Source organism: Pseudomonas sp. Seg1, from assembly GCF_018326005.1.
In the GTDB taxonomy this organism is placed as follows: Bacteria; Pseudomonadota; Gammaproteobacteria; order Pseudomonadales; family Pseudomonadaceae; genus Aquipseudomonas.
This window is the reverse complement of the sequence record NZ_AP021903.1, coordinates 6179044-6197625: the sequence shown is the minus strand read 5'-3', so window position 1 is coordinate 6197625 and position 18582 is coordinate 6179044. Positions and strand designations below refer to the sequence as shown.

Here is an 18582-nt window from a genome sequence, read left to right as displayed (position 1 = left end):
CCCACAAGGTTCTTCAGTGAACACAGACTTTGTGAACACCCGAGAGACCTGTGGGAGCTGGCTTGCCAGCGATGGCGTCCCTCCAGGCACTGCTAAACCAGAATCTCCACTTCGCCCAAATGCCCGCCATACGGCCCGAAACTCCGCTCTACCATCCGCCGCGTACCGTCCGCCTGAACCACCAGCGCCGTACTCGCCCGCGTCCCGTAACTCTGGCTGGCGATAAATACACTCGATAACAATGACTCCGTCGCCAGACCCACTCCGGTATCCGGCAACTCGGCAAACGGCGCGGTCTGCGCATCGCCGAGTAATTCCAGCAATCGCGCTGGCTGCGGATCATCCAGCACCGCGCTCAACGCTGCCTTGGCCTTGAGCAACTTCGGCCACGGCGTATCCAGCCCGGCATTCGACAGACCGTAAACACCGGGCTCAAGCATCACCGGCTCCGACATCCGCGCATTGAAGTGCCACAGTTCATGGCTGTTGCCGAGCAGCAGATTGAACCCGGCATATTCCGGCGCACGTCCGACCACATCGTTCAAATAATCATCAATCGACGCATCACCCGTCAGAAACCGCGCCACCAACTCGCCCCGTGACTTGCGGGCCGGCGGCTGATGCGGATCGCGAATATTGGTCAGTGCGGCAAAGCGGCCACTGGCGCCAATCCCCAGCCAGGTCCCGCCAGCCTCCAGATCACGCCCGGCATGCACCTGCGGCGCCTCCGGCCATTGCGCCAGCGGCAGGCTTGGCCGGGCATAGAATTCGTCACGGTTGGCCGCGACGATCAGCGGCTGGGCACGGCCCGGGCGCCAGGCGAAAACAATCAGGCACATAAGGTGGTCCTTGTGTGTTTTTTGCTCACTCTACGCATCCAGCGTCCGTGCATCCATCGCAAGTGGAGCAGGAGGCCATGCATCCGTTACCATGCCGCTCCGGTTTTGGCGATGCGCCTTGGGAGACGGTCATGGAATTTCTGCTCTATCTGGCGCTGGGCGCCTGTGCGGGCGTACTGGCCGGGCTGTTCGGAGTGGGGGGCGGGATCATCATTGTCCCGGTGCTGGTGTTCAGTTTCACCCTGCAAGGTTTTGACCAGTCGATCCTGACGCATCTGGCGGTGGGTACGTCGCTGGCAACGATCATTTTCACCTCGGTCAACGCTGTGCGTGAACATCATCGGCGTGGTGCGGTGCGCTGGCCGATCTTCATGTGGATGGCGGTGGGCATTTTGCTCGGTGCCGGTTTCGGTGCGCTGACCGCTGAAGCGATCTCGGGGCCAAACCTGCAAAAAATCATCGGTGTGTTCGCCCTGGTGATTTCCGTGCAACTGGCGCTGGATATCAAACCCAAGGCCAGCCGAACCGTGCCGGGCAAACTCGGTCTGACCGTGGCCGGCAGTGTGATTGGTTGGGCCTCGGCGATATTTGGCGTCGGTGGCGGTTCGCTCACCGTTCCGTTTTTGACCTGGCGCAGTGTGCCGATGCAGCAAGCCGTGGCGACTTCATCAGCCTGTGGCCTGCCGATCGCTCTGGTCAGTGCATTAAGTTTCATGATTCTGGGCTGGCATGATCCGTTGCTGCCAGCCCATAGTCTCGGTTTTGTTTATTTGCCGGCGTTGTTGGGCATCGCCCTGACCAGCATGGTCTTCGCCCGCATCGGCGCGCGTTTGGCACATCGATTGTCGCCGCGCTTGCTGAAACGGCTGTTCGCCGCTTTGCTGTTCAGCGTGGGTTTGAGCTTTCTGCTTTAACCGCGCCGCAATCCTGACTTAATCCTGAGGTGGCAGCGTCGCCCGGGAATTTTGGTTTCAACTCTAACGAGGAGTCGCAATGCTGCCTTACCCGCAGATCGACCCGGTGGCCCTGGCCATCGGTCCGCTGAAAATCCACTGGTACGGTCTGATGTACCTGATCGGCATCGGCGGTGCGTGGCTGCTGGCGTCGCGCCGGCTCAACCGCTTCGACCCGACCTGGTCCAAGGAGAAGCTCTCCGATCTGATCTTCTGGCTGTCGATGGGCGTGATTGTCGGCGGGCGTCTGGGCTATGTGCTTTTCTACGACCTGAGCGCTTACCTGGCCAACCCGACGCTGATTTTCGAAGTGTGGAAGGGCGGCATGTCGTTCCACGGCGGCTTTATCGGGGTGATGCTCGCGGCCCTTTGGTTCGGCAAGCGTAACGGCAAGTCGTTCTTCCAGTTGATGGACTTCGTCGCGCCTATGGTGCCGATCGGTCTGGGTGCCGGGCGTATCGGCAACTTCATCAACGCCGAGTTGTGGGGCAAGGCCACCGACGTGCCGTGGGCCATGGTCTTCCCGCCGTTCAGCGATCCGGCGCAACTGCCGCGTCACCCCTCGCAGCTGTATCAGTTCGCCCTCGAAGGCGTGGCGCTGTTCCTGATCCTGTGGATTTTCTCGCGTAAACCGCGCCCAACCATGGCCGTTTCCGGCATGTTCGCGCTTTTTTACGGCATCTTCCGTTTCATCGTCGAGTTCGTCCGCGTCCCGGATGCGCAACTGGGCTATCTGGCCTGGAACTGGCTGACCATGGGGCAGGTTCTGTGCGTGCCGATGATCATCGGCGGGCTGTTCCTGATCTGGCTGGCCTATCGTCGCGCGCCGGCAGCACCGCTCGCTCCGACGGCTTAAACTACGAACCCCGGCGCGCGACGCCGGGGCTCCAAGGACACAGGTAACTCATGAAGCAATATCTCGAACTGGTCTCGCACGTCATTCAGAACGGCACCAAACAGGCCAACCGCACCGGCATCAACACCATCAGTTTCCCGGGGGCGATGCTGCGTTTCGATCTGCAGGAAGGTTTCCCGGCGATCACCACCCGCAAGATGGCCTTCAAATCGGCCATCGGCGAGATGTGCGGCTTTCTGCGGGGCGTCAACAACGCCGCTGAATTCCGTGCGCTGGGCTGCAAGGTCTGGGACCAGAACGCCAACGAAAATGCCCAGTGGCTGGCCAACCCGTTCCGCCAGGGCGACGACGACCTCGGCGAGATCTACGGCGTGCAATGGCGCAAATGGCCGGCGTACAAGCAGATCCCGTTGAGCAACACGGCCGCCATCGAACAAACCTTGAGCAACGGCTACAAGCAAATCGCCCAAGGCGAAGAAGACGGCCAGGCCTACGTGGTGTTGTACAAAGCCATCGATCAGGTGCGCCAGTGCGTCGACACGATCATCAATGACCCGGGCAGCCGCCGCATTCTGTTCCACGGCTGGAACTGCGCCCAGCTCGATGAAATGGCCCTGCCGCCTTGCCACCTGCTGTACCAGTTCCACCCGAATGTCGAGACCAAGGAAATTTCCCTGACCCTCTACATCCGCTCCAACGACCTGGGTCTGGGCACGCCGTTCAACCTCACCGAAGGCGCCGCGCTGCTGAGCCTGATCGGTCGCCTGACCGGCTACACGCCGCGCTGGTTCACCTATTTCATCGGTGATGCGCACGTCTACGAGAACCACCTCGACATGCTCAATGAACAGCTCAAGCGCGAGCCGTTCGCCATGCCGAAGCTGAAAATCTCCGACCGCGTGCCGGAGTTTGCCAAGACCGGTGTATATCAGCCGGAGTGGCTGGAGCTGGTTGAGCCGAGCGATTTCTCGCTGGAAGGTTATGAGCACCACGCGCCGATGACCGCGCCGATGGCGGTCTGAAGGCTTGCCAATAAACCTGTGGGAGCTGGCTTGCCAGCGATGACGGCGGCACATTCAACATTGATGTGTCTGTAAAACCGCTATCGCTGGCAAGCCAGCTCCCACAGGGATACTCGGTGTTCTTAATGGCCGTGGCTGCGGCCCACGTGGGAGTGTTCGATTTCCGTCGCAACAACCCCGCCACTCACTTCCAGCCGCTGCAAAATCCCGCATTGCTCCGCCCCCGGCCCTTCGCCACAGCGTTGGCGCAGGTCGAGCAGTTGTGTCTGCAACGCTAGCAACCCATCAATCCGCGCTTTCACATGCTGGATATGCTCGTCGATCAGGGTATTAACGCTCTCACACTGATCCTGCGGGCTGTCACGCATGGCTAGCAGGCTACGGATCTCTTCGAGCGTCATGTCGAGGGTGCGGCAGTTGCGGATGAAGGTCAGGCGTTCGGCGTGGGCCTGGGTGTAGACGCGGTAGTTGCCGTCGCTGCGGGCCGGTTCCGGCAGCAGGTTTTCGCGCTCGTAATAGCGGATGGTTTCCACGGCGCAGTCGGTGAGTTTGGCCAGTTCTCCGATCTTCATGACGGCAATCTCCAAAAGGGTGCTTGACCCTATAGTGGCTACAGGGTCTTTACTTGGCAACAGGCACCTTCATGGACGCGACCAATGAGCGATTCCCAGCACACCCACAAGCCCGGCGACGGGCACGTTCACAGTCATAAATTGCAGCCTGTGCATAAGCATTCCCATGGCGGCGATGCTTGCTGCGGGTCGAAAGTCGCAGCACCGGCACCGGTTCATGCGCACGAGGACTCCTGCTGCTCGTCGGAAGCCGCCGCGCCTGCGCTGGTGCAACTGAGCGAAAAGACCAGCGCCGATGCGCGGTTGAGCAGTTTTCGCATCGAGGCGATGGACTGTCCGACCGAGCAGACGCTGATCCAGAACAAACTCGGCAAACTGGCCGGCGTTGAGCAGTTGGAATTCAACCTGATCAACCGTGTGCTCGGCGTGACTCACACGCTGCCGGGCACCGAGCCCATCACCGAGGCGATCAAGTCCCTCGGCATGCACGCCGAGCCGTTGGAAGCGGGCGTCGAAGCGCCGGCACCTGCGGCAGTGAAAAAACACTGGTGGCCACTGGCACTGTCCGGTGTCGGTGCACTGGCTGCCGAAGTCATCCACTTCACCAACGCCGCGCCGACCTGGGTGGTGGCGATCATTGCGCTGGTGTCGATCCTCAGCGGTGGCCTGACCACCTATAAAAAGGGCTGGATCGCCCTGAAGAACCTTAATCTCAACATCAATGCGCTGATGAGCATCGCGGTGACCGGTGCCATCCTCATCGGTCAGTGGCCGGAAGCGGCGATGGTGATGTTCCTGTTCACCGTGGCCGAGTTGATCGAAGCGCGCTCGCTGGACCGTGCGCGCAATGCAATCGGTGGCCTGATGCAGATGACGCCCGAGCAGGCGACCGTGCAGCAGGCTGACGGTACCTGGCTTGAGCAGGAGGTGAAAATCGTCGAACTGGGTGCCATTGTGCGGGTAAAGCCCGGTGAGCGCATCGCGCTGGATGGCGAAGTGGTCAGCGGCAGCTCGACCATCGACCAGGCGCCGATTACCGGTGAAAGCCTGCCGGTGGAAAAAACTGTGGGCGACAAAGTCTTCGCCGGCACCATCAACCAGGCGGGTTCGCTGGAATACACGGTGACTGCGGCGGCGAACAATTCGACCCTGGCGCGGATCATCCACGCCGTCGAACAGGCTCAAGGCGCGCGCGCCCCGACCCAACGCTTCGTCGATCAATTCTCGAAAATCTACACCCCCGTGGTGTTCGTTCTGGCGCTGGCCGTGGCGATCATTCCGCCGTTGTTCATGGGCGCGGTGTGGTTCGACTGGATCTACCGCGCGCTGGTGCTGCTGGTGGTGGCTTGCCCGTGTGCGCTGGTGATTTCCACCCCAGTGACCATCGTCAGCGGCCTCGCGGCGGCGGCGCGCAAAGGCATTCTGGTCAAGGGCGGTGTGTACCTGGAGGGCGGTTTCAAGCTCGACTACCTGGCGCTGGATAAAACCGGGACGATCACCCACGGCAAACCGGTGCAGACCGATTACCTATCCCTTGATCCAACCGCCGATGCCACGGCCCCGGCAATTGCTGCTGCGTTGGCCGGGCGCTCCGATCACCCGGTGTCGCTGGCCATCGCCAATGCGGCTGTGGATAAAAACTTCGCGGCGCTGAGTGTGGATAACTTCGAAGCGCTGGCCGGGCGTGGTGTCAAAGGTGAGATCAACGGTCAGACCTACCACTTGGGCAACCACCGTCTGGTGGAAGAGCTGGGTCTGTGCTCGCCGCAACTGGAAGAAAAGCTGTTCGCGCTGGAAAAACAGGGCAAATCCGTGGTGCTGCTGCTCGACAGCTCCGGCCCGTTGGCGCTGTTCGCCGTGGCCGATACGGTCAAGGAAACCAGCCGCGAAGCGATCCGCCAGTTGCACGCGCTGGGCGTGAAAACCCTGATGCTCACCGGCGATAACGTACACACCGCGCAGGCGATTGCCGTTCAGGTCGGCATCGATCAGGCCAAGGGCGACTTGTTACCAACTGACAAACTGCAAGCCATCGAAGAGCTTTACGGTAAAGGTCATCGCGTCGGCATGGTCGGCGACGGCATCAACGACGCCCCGGCACTGGCCCGCGCCGAGATCGGTTTTGCCATGGCCGCGGCGGGCACCGACACCGCGATCGAAACCGCCGATGTCGCCCTGATGGACGACGATCTGCGCAAGATCCCGGCGTTCATCAGCCTGTCGCGCAACACCGCAAGCATCCTGAAACAGAACATCGCGTTGGCACTGGTGATCAAAGCTATCTTTCTTGGGGTAACCTTCGCCGGGCTCGCCACCATGTGGATGGCTGTGTTCGCCGACATGGGCGTGAGCCTGTTGGTGGTGTTCAACGGTTTGCGCCTGCTGCGCAAGTAAACGATGAGGGATGGTTGTGCTGAGTGCCGAGCTGAAAGCGTTTTACATGGTCGCCCGCCTGGGCAGCATTACGCTGGCGGCAAAAAAACTCGGCCTTAGCCAACCGACCGTGACCACACAGATCCGCAATCTGGAAAGCCAGTATTCGGTGGAACTGTTTTACCGTGGCGGTCGCCGGCTGAGCATCAGCGACGAAGGCGCGCGGTTGCTGCCGATGGTCAAGGTGCTGTTGCAGCAGGAGGCCGATATCGAGTTCTTCCTGCGCAACAGCGGTCAGGTGCAGGGCACGCTGCGCATCGCCGCCACCGCGCCGTATTACATTCTTGATCTGGTGAAGACCTTCCGCGAGCGTCTGCCGCAGGTGGAAGTGTCGGTGGAAATCGGCAACTCGCAGCAGGTACTGGAAGCGCTGGAGGATTACCGGGTGGATGTGGCTGCTTCGTCGCAATTGCTCGAGGATGCACGGCTGATTCGCCGGGTGCTGGGCACAGATCCGCTGGTGCTGGCGGTGCATCGCAATCATCCGCTGGCGGCGCAGGAGCATGTGACATTGAGCGCACTGGCCGGGCATACCTTGCTGATGCGTGAGACCGGCTCGACCACTCGGCGATTGACTGAAGAGTTACTGGCCAGCGCGGGCGTGAGTTTTGGGCCGTTGCTGGAGATCGGCAGCCGTGAATCGATTCGTGAGGCGGTGCTGCGCAATATTGGCATCAGCATCATTGCCCGGCAGGAAGTGCCGCATGACCCGCAGTTGCGCGTGCTTACGATCGAGAATGCGCCGCAGATTCCCGAGTATCTGTATTGCCTCAAAGAGAGGAAGAATGCGCGGTTGCCGGCGGCATTTCTCGGCTTGGCCCAAGAGATGTCCCCGGCGTAATGATCGTTCCCACGCTCCGCGTGGGAACGCAGCCCGGGACGCTCTGCGTCCCAACAGCCGAACGCGGAGCGTCCGATGAGGCATTCCCACGCAGAGCGTGGGAACGATCTCTGGTGAACCAAAATCCCCGAATACCACTATCGGCCGTTTTTGCCTCACTGCCACATGACGGACGCATTACAACTCTAGGATTGGCCTCATCTGCTTGATGAGGTCTGTCCCATGAATCCTGCAATCGCAACTGCCCTGACCAACCCCGGTGCGCCGATGAAAGTGCACTGCGTGCAGAAGCGCTTTGGCGCTTTTACTGCGCTGGATAACGTCTCCCTCGACGTCGCGGCCGGTGAGCTGGTCTGTCTGCTCGGCCCCTCGGGTTGCGGCAAGACCACGTTGCTGCGCTGCATCGCCGGTCTGGAGAAGCAGGACAGCGGCGAGTTGTACCTGGGTGACCGCGACGTTTCGCACCTTGCGCCACAAGCCCGGGACTACGGCATTCTGTTTCAGTCCTACGCGCTGTTCCCCAATCTGACCGTCGAAGCGAACATTGCCTACGGCCTCGCCGGCAGCGGTCGCGACGAAGTGCGCCGCCGCGTCGGTCAGATGCTGGAACTGGTCGGCCTCACCGGCAGTGAGAAAAAGTACCCGGGCCAATTGTCCGGCGGCCAGCAGCAACGGGTGGCACTGGCGCGCGCTCTGGCGCCGGCACCGTCGCTGCTGTTGCTCGATGAGCCGATGTCGGCGCTGGACGCCCGAGTGCGCGAGCATCTGTGCACCGAGCTGCGCCAACTGCAGCGCAACCTCGGCATCACCACCCTGATGGTCACCCACAATCAGGACGAAGCCATGCTGATGGCCGACCGCATCGCCGTGATGAACAACGGCCGCGTCGAGCAGTACGCCACCCCGCAGGAAATCTACAACCGCCCGGCCACGCCGTTCGTGGCCGAGTTTGTCGGGCAGGGTAACTGGCTGCCGTTCCAGCGCAGCAGCGCCAGTCACGCCCGGGTCGGCGGGATGGATGTGCGTCTGGCCGATGGCAGCGTCAGCGGCGCCTCGGGGCGACTGTTCTGCCGCCCGGAAGCGATCAACGTCAATCCGCTGGTGCATGAAGAAAACCTGTTCCCGGCCAAAGTCCGTGAGATCACCTTCCTCGGCAATCGCTGCCGCATGAGCTTCGAACTCGATCAACTGCCGGGCCACGCGCTGCTCGCTGAACTGGCGCCGGAAGCCATGCCACGCCTCGGCGCGCAGCAGATCATGGTCGCCTTGCCGCCGCGCAGCCTGCAGGTGTTTGCCTGATGAACAGCAACCTCGCGCTGCCGCTACCGCACAAGCAGGTGCGACAGTCTTCGAAAGCCGAGATTGGCGACCGCATCTTTGTAGTCGGCGGCAAAGTCCTCTTGCTGCTGTTGCTTGGTGTCGCGGTGTTGTTGCCGCTGCTGGCGATCTTCTGGCGCGGCTTCAGTAGCGAGGCCGGGCAGGGCGGTGGCTGGCTCGCCGCCAAGGAGCTGGTGACCAGCGACAATTTCCACTGGTTGCTCGGTAACAGCCTGAAAGTTTCCCTCAGCGTGGCGGCCATCGTCGTACCGCTGGCCTACCTGTTTGCCTACGCTTTGCAACGCACGCTGATTCCGGCCAAGGGCATCTGGCGCGGGATTTCCCTGCTGCCGTTGATGGCGCCGTCGATGCTGCCGGGTATTGCGCTGGTTTATCTGTTCGGCAACCAGGGCATGTTGCGCGGGCTGCTCTCGGACAACATCTACGGGTTCTGGGGCATTGTGCTGGGCGAGGTGATTTACACCTTTCCGCATGCGCTGATGATTCTGCTGTCGGCGCTTTCGCTGGCCGATGCGCGCCTGTTCGATGCCGCATCGAGCATGGGCGCCAGTCCTGCCAAAGCGTTCCGCAGCATCACCTGGCCGGCGACCCGTCAGGCGGTGTTCGCCGCATTCTGTCTGGTGTTCACCCTGACCATCACCGATTTCGGCGTGCCGGTGGTGGTGGGTGGCGACTACCAAGTGCTGGCGCTGGAAGCCTACAAAGCCGTGGTCGGTCAGCAGCAGTTCGGTCGCGGCGCATTGATCGGCATGGTGCTGTTGCTGCCCGCGCTGTTCAGCTTTGGTGTCGATGCCTGGCTGCGCCGCCGTCACGGCGACTCCATGAGCGGCCGTGCCCAAGTATTCAAACCGGCACCGTCGAAATTGCGCGATGGCTGCTATCTAGCGATTGTCTTGTTGATCAGCGCCGCGTTGATTCTGGTATTCGGCATGGCAGTGTTCTCGTCGCTGGTGAAGTTCTGGCCATACAACCTGTCGTTGTCGCTCAACCACTACCAGTTCAACGAAACCGCCGGCGGTGGCTGGCTGGCCTACAGCAACAGCTTGAAGATGGCGCTGGGCACGGCGCTGATCGGCAGTGTATTGATCTTCACTGGCGCGTATCTGATGGAAAAGACCCGCACACAACGTGGCCTCAACCTGACTCTGCGCATGCTCAGTTTCATCCCGATGGCGGTGCCGGGGCTGGTGCTCGGTCTGGGTTACGTCTTCTTCTTCAACCTGACCGGCAACCCGTTGCACGTGCTGTACGGGACGATGACGCTGCTGATCGTCTGCACCATTGCTCACTATTTGACCACCGCACAAATGACCGCGACCACCGCGCTGCGCCAACTCGACGCCGAGTTCGAAGCCGCCGCGCTGTCGCTGAAGGCGCCGCTGTATCGGCACTACCTGCGCGTGACCGTGCCGATTTGCCTGCCGGCGCTGCTCGACATCGTGCGCTACCTGTTTGTCTCGGCGATGACCACCGTGTCGGCGGCGATCTTCCTCTACAGCCCCGACACCATCCTCGCAGCGGTGGCGGTGCTGAACATGGATGACGCCGGCAACGTCGGCGGCGCGGCGGCGATGTCGACCCTGATTCTGTTCACCTCGGCGGGCGTGTCCTTGCTGCTGGCGTGGGCTTCGCGCGGCTTGCTGCGCCGTTCCCAGGCCTGGCGGCAAACCGCGCCCGGTCACTGATTTTCCAGACCCCTCAACTCCAAAAGACAGGAAAACGATCATGTTCAAGCCTATGGCCCTGGCCGCTGCTGTGCTCGCGACTTTCAGCCTGAATGCCTTCGCGGCAAAAACCGAGTTGACGGTGTACACCGCCCTCGAAGCCGAACAACTGAAGACCTACAAAGAGGCCTTCGAAAAGGCCAATCCTGACGTCGAGATCAAGTGGGTACGCGATTCCACCGGGATCATCACCGCCAAACTGCTGGCCGAAAAGGCCCGTCCGCAGGCTGACGCCGTGTGGGGCCTGGCCGCTTCCAGTCTGGCGATCCTCGACCAGCAGGGCATGCTGCAAAGCTACGCGCCGAAGGATCTGGGCAAGATCGGCGCGAACTACCGGGACGCCGCCAACCCGCCCGCCTGGGTCGGCATGGACGTCTGGGCCGCAACCATTTGCTTCAACACCGTCGAAGCCGAAAAGCAGGGCCTGAGCAAACCGGTGAGCTGGCAGGACCTGACCAAGCCTGAGTACAAAGGCAAGATCGTAATGCCCAACCCGGCGTCGTCCGGCACCGGTTTCCTCGACGTCAGCGCCTGGCTGCAAACTTTCGGCGAGAAGCAGGGCTGGGCCTACATGGACGGCCTGCACCAGAACATCGGCCAGTACGTTCACTCCGGTTCCAAGCCTTGCAAACTGGCGGCGGCGGGGGAATTCCCGATCGGCATTTCCTTTGAATACCCGGCCGTACAGTTGAAGCGCCAGGGCGCGCCGCTGGACATCATCCTGCCGAAGGAAGGCCTGGGCTGGGAGATCGAAGCGACGGCCGTGATCAAAGGCACGCCGCATGAAGACGCGGCGAAGAAACTCGCCGACTTCTCCGCCAGCGCCGAGGCGATGGACCTGTACAAGGAGAACTTCGCCGTCCTCGCGCAGCCGGGCATCGCCAAGCCGCAGACCGAACTGCCGGCCGATTACGAGCAGCGTTTGATCAAGAACGACTTTGCCTGGGCCTCGAAGAATCGCGACGAGATCCTCACCGAGTGGCGCAAGCGCTATGACGGCAAGTCCGAGAAAGTCGCCGCCAAGTAAGATTTTTATCGACTGACAGGGCCTCATCGCTGGCAAGCCAGCTCCCACACTGGACCGCGTCCGTCTGGACAACTCGGTCAACTGTGGGAGCTGGCTTGCCAGCGATAGCGGTCTCGCATTCAGAGCATCTCTAAATGACACACCACAAAGACCTGCTCATCGTAGGCGCCGGCATCCTCGGCCTGTCCCACGCCTACGCCGCCGCCAAACGCGGCCTCAAAGTCGCCGTTTTCGAACGCACTGCCACGCCCCTCGGCGCCTCGGTGCGCAACTTCGGTCAGGCGCTGGTCACTGGTCAGCCGCCAGGCCAAATGCTCGAACTGGCCAAGGCCAGCCGCGAGATCTGGGGCGACTGGGCAAAACTCGCCGGCCTGCAAATCAAGCGCAACGGCTCGTACCTGTTCGCCCGCACTGAAGCCGAAGAGCATCTGCTCGAAGCCTTCTGCGCCGGTCGCGCCGTCGAGCACGGTTACAACGTCGACCTACTGCGCGGCGCGGCACTGCGCGATTTGTACAACGGCCAGTTCAGCCATCACCGCGCCGCTCTGCACGGCATGGACGATCAACAGTTGTACTCGCGCGAAGCGATTCCGGCGCTGATCGACTACCTGCGCCGCGACCTCGGCGTCGAGTTTCACTTCTCCACGCTGGTGCGCGATGTCGAGCCGGGGCACCTGCAAAGCACTGTCGGCCGTTTCAGCGCCAAGCAGATCATTGTCTGCTCCGGCCACGACTATCAGACCTTGCTGGCCGAGCCGATTGGCACGCTCGATCCGCAGATCTGCCGCCTGCAAATGCTCCGCGCAAAACCGCAGATCGAGCTGAATCTGCAACACGCCTTGCTCACCGGCCTGAGCTGCGTGCATTACGGTGCTTTCGCCGATTTGCCAGAGGCGGCAGCAGTGCAGGCGCAGATTCTGCGCGAACAACCGCACCTGCACGAAAACGGCATTCACTTGCTTATCAGCCCGACACCTTATGGCGAATTGATCATTGGTGATTCACATCACTACGGCAGCGATCCGTCGCCGTTCAACGCCGAGCAGGTCGACACCTGGATGATTGAACTGGCCGAGCACACGCTCGGCTGCAAGGTGCAAGTGGTCGAGCGCTGGCAGGGTGTCTATGGTTCCCGGGGGCCGGGGGCGTTTTCGTTTTTGCGCCCGGCTCCGGGGTTAAGTGTGGCGCTGATGCACACGGGCGTCGGCATGAGCGTCGGCCCGGCGATGGCCGAGTGCAACGTGGCGCAGGTGCTGGAGGAGGTTTGATGGCAGATCACGCGCAAGTCGTTGACCGGGTGTTTGCGCTGTATGAATGCTTCGGCAGCAGCGATTACATCGGTGAGCCGGTATCGCAGATCGAGCACATGTCTCAGGCAGCGCAGTTGGCGATGGCTGAAGGCTTTGATGATGAAGTGGTGCTCGCCGCGTTCTTCCACGACATCGGCCATTTGTGTGCCGAAGGTGCACAGAGCATGGGCGGCTATGGGGTGGTCAGCCATGAACGGTTGGGCGCGGATTATTTGCGTGAGGCCGGCTTCAGCGAGCGGTTGGCACGGTTGGTGGAATATCACGTGCAGGCCAAGCGGTATCTGACCTTACGCGAGCCGGGGTATTTCGAGCGTTTGAGTGAGGCGAGTCGGCGGACGCTGGAATATCAGGGCGGGGTGATGACGGGGGCTGAGGCGGATGTGTTTGAGCGCGATCCGCTGTGTGCGGTCAGTCTGCGGATGCGGCAGTGGGATGAGCTGGCCAAGGAAACGGCGGTGCCGGTGATGGATCTTGGGGTTTTGAAGGACAAAGCGGCGCGACTTTTGGCTGCTTGAGGCGTTAGACCGAGGTGCGGCTATCGCTGGCAAGCCAGCTCCCACAGGGATCGATGGTGTTCACACAATATGTGTTCCACCTCGGACACTGTGGGAGCTGGCTTGCCAGCGAAGGGGCCAGGTCAGGCGCTAGAGCTCTTTGGCCAAAGACTCAATCTGCTCCTGCCGCTCCGCCTGATTCAATTTCGCCTGCGGATTCAACGAGGACCACTGCGGATGCGCCCGCGCCTTGCTCAGCGCCTCGGGCAACTTGCCCTCACGCCAGGTCTTGTCCTGCGGCGTCGCCACCTGAACCGCGTCCATCGCCGCATGCCCACGCTGATCCAGCGCCAGCAACAACTGCCGCTGGCGCAACGCCAATAACCGCAGCACCCCGTCATCCACCGTCAATTCCCGCTGGCCTTTGATCTTGCCGAGCAAGCGACTGCCATAACTGCGCGCCGTTTGCAGCGCACCGCCAGCAATCGCGCCAGCCAACGCCGCTGCGCCGAGAGTAATTCCGCCGACCAGCAAATCGACGCCAGCCCCCGCCGCCGCGCCTGCGGCGATGCCACCACCGACCCGCACACCGAGTTGTTTGAGGGTTTCCGGATTGAACAGGTCATCGCCCCAACGCCCATCCAGCAGAGGTAAATCACTCGCCGCCGCATCCTGCGGGCGAAACGCATAGAGCTTGAGCAGCGCTTCGACGCATTTCTGTTCGCGCTGACGCACGGCTTTGCGCAATTCGCTGATGGCTTGCTGTTCCTGCTCGGCTTCACTGACCACACTGCGTCGACACGCGGCGCAGTCGATCAGCAATTCGGCGATCAGGCGCGCCGCACTTTGCTGGCGGGCGAGGCGCTGGGCTTGCTGATCAGCGATCAACCGTTCCAGTTGCGGTCGCGCCGTTTCCAGCAACAACGCCAGACTCTCGTACAGCCGCCGCTCGCCATCCTCCGGCGGCGCGACGCTGTCGAAACGCACCAATGCATGCAATCCGAGCCGCGCCAACGCCTCACGCCAATCCGGTTCACGGTGATTGGCACTGCTGACGAAATTCAGCACCGGCAGCAGCGGTTTACCGCAACTGGCGAGCACTTCCAGTTCATCGCGATACTTGGCCAACACCGGCTCGCGGGCGTCGATGACATACAAACCGGCGTCGGAGGCGAGCAGTTGCCGCAGCACCTTGGCTTCCTGTTCGAAACGCTGACGCGCCTCGCTGCCGTCGAGAAACCGCGCCAGCCGCGCCGGGCCGTCGAGGCGTTCGCCGGGACGCTCCAGGCGTTCGAGAAAATCCAGCAGGGCGATGGCGTCTTCCAGCCCCGGCGTGTCGTAGAGGTCGAGCAACGGTTCGCCGTCCACCGACAGCCGCGCACCCTCGACATGGCGGGTGGTGCTTGGGCGATGGGAGACCTCGCCGAAGCCGACATCACGAGTCAGCGTACGCAACAGTGAGGTCTTGCCGACGTTGGTGTGGCCGACCACCGCGAGTTTCAGCGGCGCTTTCCAGGTATCAGTCATGACCCGTCTCCAGCCAGTTCAGCGGTGCGCAATCGGCGAAGGGCAACTCCAGTTGTTGCAGCGCAATGTGCCAGTCACCGAGGCGCTCGGCGTCCAGCGCTTCGCCGGGTGGCGCTTGCAGCAGCCAGACCCGGGTTTCGCCCGCACTGCGTGCCAATTCGGCGATCAAGGCGAGGCTGCCGCGATCCGGCGAACGTCGTGGATCACAGGCAATCGCCAGACGTGCCGGGGGGAAGCGGCTCAGTTGTTCGAGGAGTTTGTGCCGCGATTCGCGGCTGTCGAGGATGCCGGCGTTGCTGACGCTTTTCGGCAGGGCGGGCGGCCATGGGCGTTGCTCATCGAGTTCGATGGCGACCAGCAGCGCGCCTTCGCTGGCGAGTTCACCCACGCCGCTTTCGACGCGATGCATCTGCGCAGGCTCCGGGTCGTTGACGCCGAGGCGTTCGCTGGTGGGCATCAGGCGTTCGCGCAGTTGCGCGTAGCCGGGCAGGTTCAAGTCCAGACGCAGTGCGGCTTTGCCGGCATTCCAGCGCCACAGGCAAAACAGCGCGAGCAACAACCGCGGGACGCCGCCGTAGACCACCAGCACGCCAACCAGCCATGTCGCCCAGGCCTGGCGGGCGCTTTCGATGTCGAGTGCGCTGTCGCCGCTGGCGCGGATCATCTCCACCGTCGGCACATTGAAACCGAGCAGCGACGGCAGATAACCGAGCGCGTGGGTGACGTGGATAAAGGTGTCGGCGCTGAGAATCGTGGTTTCCCAGACGAAGCCGTAGCGCCGGGTCGCCATCAGCGTCAGCAACAGAATCAGTGCGCTGAGCATCGCCAATAACCACAAGCCGTTGACCAATGCACCCAGCGCCCAGCGATTGAGCTTCTGGCGCTGGAGCATCAGCAGCAGCGCTGGCGCCAGTTGCGCGGCTTTGGCGTCGCGGGCGAATTTTTCGCTGAGCCACAGCCACAAGCGGCCAAGGGTGGCGCCGTGTTCGCCGGCAAACATCAGCCCCAGCACCCAGCTAAGCAGCAGAATCAGGTTCAGCCCGAGCAGGCTGCCCAAGGCCCAGAACACGTTGACCGGGGTTTGTCCCAGCGCGGCGAAGGCCAGCCCGGCACCGCTCAATACGGCGAAAATCATCAGCACCATCAGCGCCAGACGCGCGCCTTGCAGCCAGTGTTTGAGTGCAGATGTCAGCCCGTCACGCTCAGCCAGCCACAGCGCACGGCGCTGAATCCGGCTCGGCAGATCGCCGCCGGCCGCGCGGGCCAGGCGATTGGCTTCCAGATCATCCAGGGGACCTGCGTGTTCTTCGCGCAGGCGCACGGTTTCGGTCAACCAGAGGTTTTGCAGTGGAGTCAGTTGTGTCACGCGGCATCCCGTCGCTCAATTGAGCCGTGAGCATAACCGCTGTGGCGCTTATCGGGTCAAGCGAGGCTCTGGTATCCTCGCCGGCATGACTAAATCACTCCCCCTCAGCCTGATCGCAGCCCTCGGTGAAAACCGTGTGATCGGCGTCGACAACAGCATGCCCTGGCACCTGCCGGGGGACTTCAAATACTTCAAGGCGACGACCTTGGGCAAGCCGATCATCATGGGTCGCAAGACCTGGGATTCCCTCGGTCGTCCGCTGCCGGGACGCTTGAACATCGTGGTCAGCCGTCAGCAAGACCTGGTGCTCGAAGGTGCGGAGGTTTATCCGTCGCTGGAGGCTGCAGTGGTGCGCGCCGAAGAATGGGCGAAAGAGCAGGGCGTCAATGAGCTGATGCTGATTGGCGGGGCGCAGTTGTATGCGCAAGGGCTGGCCGATGCGGATCGCTTGTATCTGACCCGTGTGGCGCTGAGCCCGGAGGGCGATGCATGGTTTCCGGAGTTTGATTTGAACCAGTGGAAACTGGTGTCGAACGTGCCGAATCCGGCGGAAGGCGATAAGCCGGCGTACAACTTCGAAGTCTGGGAAAAGGCTTAAAAGCATCGCTGGCAAGCCAGCTCCCACAGGGATTGATGGTGTTCACACAATATGTGTTTCACCTCGGACACTGTGGGAGCTGGCTTGCCAGCGATAGGGCCAGATCAGGCAAAGAAGACCTTAAGCCTGAGCAAGCTCCGCATGCTCATCGGCATCCAGCAACTCTTTATCGGTCTGCTGCATCACCTGACTGGTAATCGCACCCGCCGTGATCGAACCACTCACGTTCAACGCCGTACGACCCATATCAATCAGCGGCTCAACCGAAATCAGCAACGCCACCAGTGACACCGGCAAGCCCATCGCCGGCAGCACGATCAGCGCGGCGAACGTCGCACCGCCACCCACGCCGGCCACACCGGCCGAACTCAGGGTCACAATCGCCACCAGCGTCGCGATCCACAGCGGATCCAGCGGGTTGATGCCAACGGTTGGCGCAACCATCACCGCCAGCATCGCCGGGTACAGGCCTGCGCAGCCGTTCTGGCCGATGGTCGCACCGAACGAAGCGGCAAAACTCGCCACCGATTGTGGAATGCCCAGACGACGGGTCTGCGCTTCAATGCTCAGCGGAATGCTGGCGGCGCTGGAGCGGCTGGTGAACGCGAACGTCAGCACCGGCCAGATCTTGCGGAAGAAACGCAGCGGGTTGATCCCGGCCGCCGACACCAGCAAACCGTGGACGACAAACATCAGACCGAGGCCGAGGTACGACACCACCACGAAACTGCCGAGCTTGATGATGTCTTGCAGGTTGGAACCGGCGACCACTTTGGTCATCAGCGCCAGCACGCCGTACGGGGTCAGTTTCATCACCAGACGCACCAGACGCATCACCCAGGCTTGCAGGGTGTCGATGGCGTTGATCACTTTCTGACCTTTCTCGACGTCGTCCTTGAGCAGTTGCAGCGCGGCAACCCCGAGGAACGCGGCGAAAATCACCACGCTGATGATCGAGGTCGGCTTGGCCCGCGCCAGGTCGGCGAACGGATTCTGCGGGATAAACGACAGCAGCAATTGCGGCACATTCAGGTCGGCAACCTTGCCGGCGTAGTCGGTCTGAATGGTTTGCAGACGGGCCATTTCCTGGGTGCCGGCGACCAGACCTTCAGCGGTGAGGCCGAACAGATTGGTCAGGCCGATACCGATCAGCGCCGCAATCGCCGTGGTGAACAGCAGCGTGCCGATGGTCAGGAAGCTGATCTTGCCCAACGACGAAGCGTTGTGCAGGCGCGCCACGGCGCTGAGGATCGAGGCGAACACTAGCGGGATGACGATCATTTGCAGCAACTGCACGTAGCCGTTGCCAACCAGATCGAACCAGCCGATCGAGGCTTTCAGCACCGGGTTGCCGGCACCGTAGATCGTGTGCAGCGCAACACCGAACGCAACACCCAATCCCAGCGCGAGCAGGACTTTTTTCGCCAGGCTCCAAGCGGTGTGGCGAGTTTGTGCCAGACCGAAGAGCAGGGCGAGGAACACCAGCAGGTTGAGAATCAACGGTAGATTCATGAGATCTCCAGGTAAGACTGTGCCAACAGCCTTCCGGGGCTGCTGCGAACCGGCAAGCCTAACAGTTTGATTTGCAATGATTTAATACCGAAATTGAAGGTCTTCCGTCGTTTTTGGAATAAGTGCATGTCGCTCTCGGCAATGCATTTGGCGCAATGGGGACGTGAGCG

16 protein-coding genes are annotated in these 18582 nt (G+C 61.9%); 11 read left to right on the top strand and 5 right to left on the bottom strand.

Annotation, left to right across the window (positions count from 1 at the left end; all coding sequences use genetic code 11):
• Positions 1-92 precede the first annotated feature (92 nt).
• Positions 93-839 carry an NRDE family protein gene (locus KI231_RS27905; RefSeq protein WP_213026874.1) on the bottom strand — a complete coding sequence of 249 codons (747 nt, stop codon included), beginning with the start codon at positions 837-839 and terminating at the stop codon, positions 93-95.
• A 131-nt stretch (positions 840-970) separates the two neighbouring features.
• On the opposite strand from KI231_RS27905, the gene KI231_RS27900 reads away from it, so the two are divergent.
• The 3 genes from KI231_RS27900 (at position 971) to KI231_RS27890 (ending at position 3670) form a co-directional block, all read left to right on the top strand.
• Positions 971-1753, top strand: a complete 783-nt coding sequence (locus KI231_RS27900) for a sulfite exporter TauE/SafE family protein (protein ID WP_103304352.1) — start codon at positions 971-973, stop codon at positions 1751-1753.
• A gap of 79 nt (positions 1754-1832) precedes the next feature.
• Positions 1833-2648 carry a prolipoprotein diacylglyceryl transferase gene (lgt, locus tag KI231_RS27895; protein WP_103304351.1) on the top strand — a complete coding sequence of 272 codons (816 nt, stop codon included), beginning with the start codon at positions 1833-1835 and terminating at the stop codon, positions 2646-2648.
• 50 nt (positions 2649-2698) lie between these two features.
• Positions 2699-3670 (top strand): thymidylate synthase, encoded by a 972-nt coding sequence (locus tag KI231_RS27890; protein ID WP_213026873.1) that lies wholly within the window; start codon positions 2699-2701, stop codon positions 3668-3670.
• 122 nt (positions 3671-3792) lie between these two features.
• Here the strand turns inward: KI231_RS27890 and cadR are convergent, their stop codons facing one another.
• Entirely contained in the window at positions 3793-4242 is a 450-nt protein-coding gene (gene cadR / locus KI231_RS27885; RefSeq protein WP_103304349.1) for a Cd(II)/Pb(II)-responsive transcriptional regulator, read from the bottom strand.
• An 84-nt stretch (positions 4243-4326) separates the two neighbouring features.
• Here cadR and KI231_RS27880 point away from each other — a divergent pair, with 84 nt between their 5' ends.
• The 7 genes from KI231_RS27880 (at position 4327) to KI231_RS27850 (ending at position 13430) form a co-directional block, all read left to right on the top strand.
• Entirely contained in the window at positions 4327-6636 is a 2310-nt protein-coding gene (locus KI231_RS27880) for a heavy metal translocating P-type ATPase (RefSeq protein ID WP_213026872.1), read from the top strand.
• A 16-nt stretch (positions 6637-6652) separates the two neighbouring features.
• Positions 6653-7516 carry a LysR family transcriptional regulator gene (locus KI231_RS27875; RefSeq protein ID WP_213028844.1) on the top strand — a complete coding sequence of 288 codons (864 nt, stop codon included), beginning with the start codon at positions 6653-6655 and terminating at the stop codon, positions 7514-7516.
• Between the two features lie 222 nt (positions 7517-7738).
• Positions 7739-8815 carry a putative 2-aminoethylphosphonate ABC transporter ATP-binding protein gene (locus KI231_RS27870; protein WP_213026871.1) on the top strand — a complete coding sequence of 359 codons (1077 nt, stop codon included), beginning with the start codon at positions 7739-7741 and terminating at the stop codon, positions 8813-8815.
• Positions 8815-10539, top strand: a complete 1725-nt coding sequence (locus KI231_RS27865) for a putative 2-aminoethylphosphonate ABC transporter permease subunit (protein ID WP_213026870.1) — start codon at positions 8815-8817, stop codon at positions 10537-10539. Before KI231_RS27870 ends, KI231_RS27865 begins: the two co-directional genes overlap by 1 nt.
• A 40-nt stretch (positions 10540-10579) precedes the next feature.
• Positions 10580-11605: a putative 2-aminoethylphosphonate ABC transporter substrate-binding protein gene (locus KI231_RS27860; protein ID WP_213026869.1), complete on the top strand. Its 1026-nt coding sequence runs from the start codon at positions 10580-10582 to the stop codon at positions 11603-11605.
• 134 nt (positions 11606-11739) lie between these two features.
• Positions 11740-12873, top strand: a complete 1134-nt coding sequence (locus KI231_RS27855) for a TIGR03364 family FAD-dependent oxidoreductase (protein WP_213026868.1) — start codon at positions 11740-11742, stop codon at positions 12871-12873.
• Positions 12873-13430 carry a phosphonate degradation HD-domain oxygenase gene (locus KI231_RS27850; protein WP_103304344.1) on the top strand — a complete coding sequence of 186 codons (558 nt, stop codon included), beginning with the start codon at positions 12873-12875 and terminating at the stop codon, positions 13428-13430. Before KI231_RS27855 ends, KI231_RS27850 begins: the two co-directional genes overlap by 1 nt.
• A 129-nt stretch (positions 13431-13559) precedes the next feature.
• On the opposite strand, the gene KI231_RS27845 is transcribed toward KI231_RS27850, so the two are convergent.
• A complete protein-coding gene (locus KI231_RS27845) occupies positions 13560-14936 on the bottom strand; it encodes a GTPase/DUF3482 domain-containing protein (protein ID WP_103304343.1) in 1377 nt (458 codons plus the stop codon).
• The gene (locus KI231_RS27840; RefSeq protein ID WP_213026867.1) at positions 14929-16302 is read right to left on the bottom strand and encodes a DUF2868 domain-containing protein; all 1374 of its coding nucleotides are present in this window, start codon (positions 16300-16302) and stop codon (positions 14929-14931) included. The genes KI231_RS27845 and KI231_RS27840 overlap by 8 nt, the downstream gene beginning before the upstream one ends.
• An 85-nt stretch (positions 16303-16387) precedes the next feature.
• Between KI231_RS27840 and KI231_RS27835 the strand changes: the two genes are divergently transcribed.
• The gene (locus KI231_RS27835) at positions 16388-16900 is read left to right on the top strand and encodes a dihydrofolate reductase (RefSeq protein ID WP_213026866.1); all 513 of its coding nucleotides are present in this window, start codon (positions 16388-16390) and stop codon (positions 16898-16900) included.
• A 120-nt stretch (positions 16901-17020) separates the two neighbouring features.
• On the opposite strand, the gene KI231_RS27830 is transcribed toward KI231_RS27835, so the two are convergent.
• Positions 17021-18412 carry an L-cystine transporter gene (locus KI231_RS27830; protein ID WP_213026865.1) on the bottom strand — a complete coding sequence of 464 codons (1392 nt, stop codon included), beginning with the start codon at positions 18410-18412 and terminating at the stop codon, positions 17021-17023.
• Between the last annotated feature and the right edge of the window lie 170 nt (positions 18413-18582).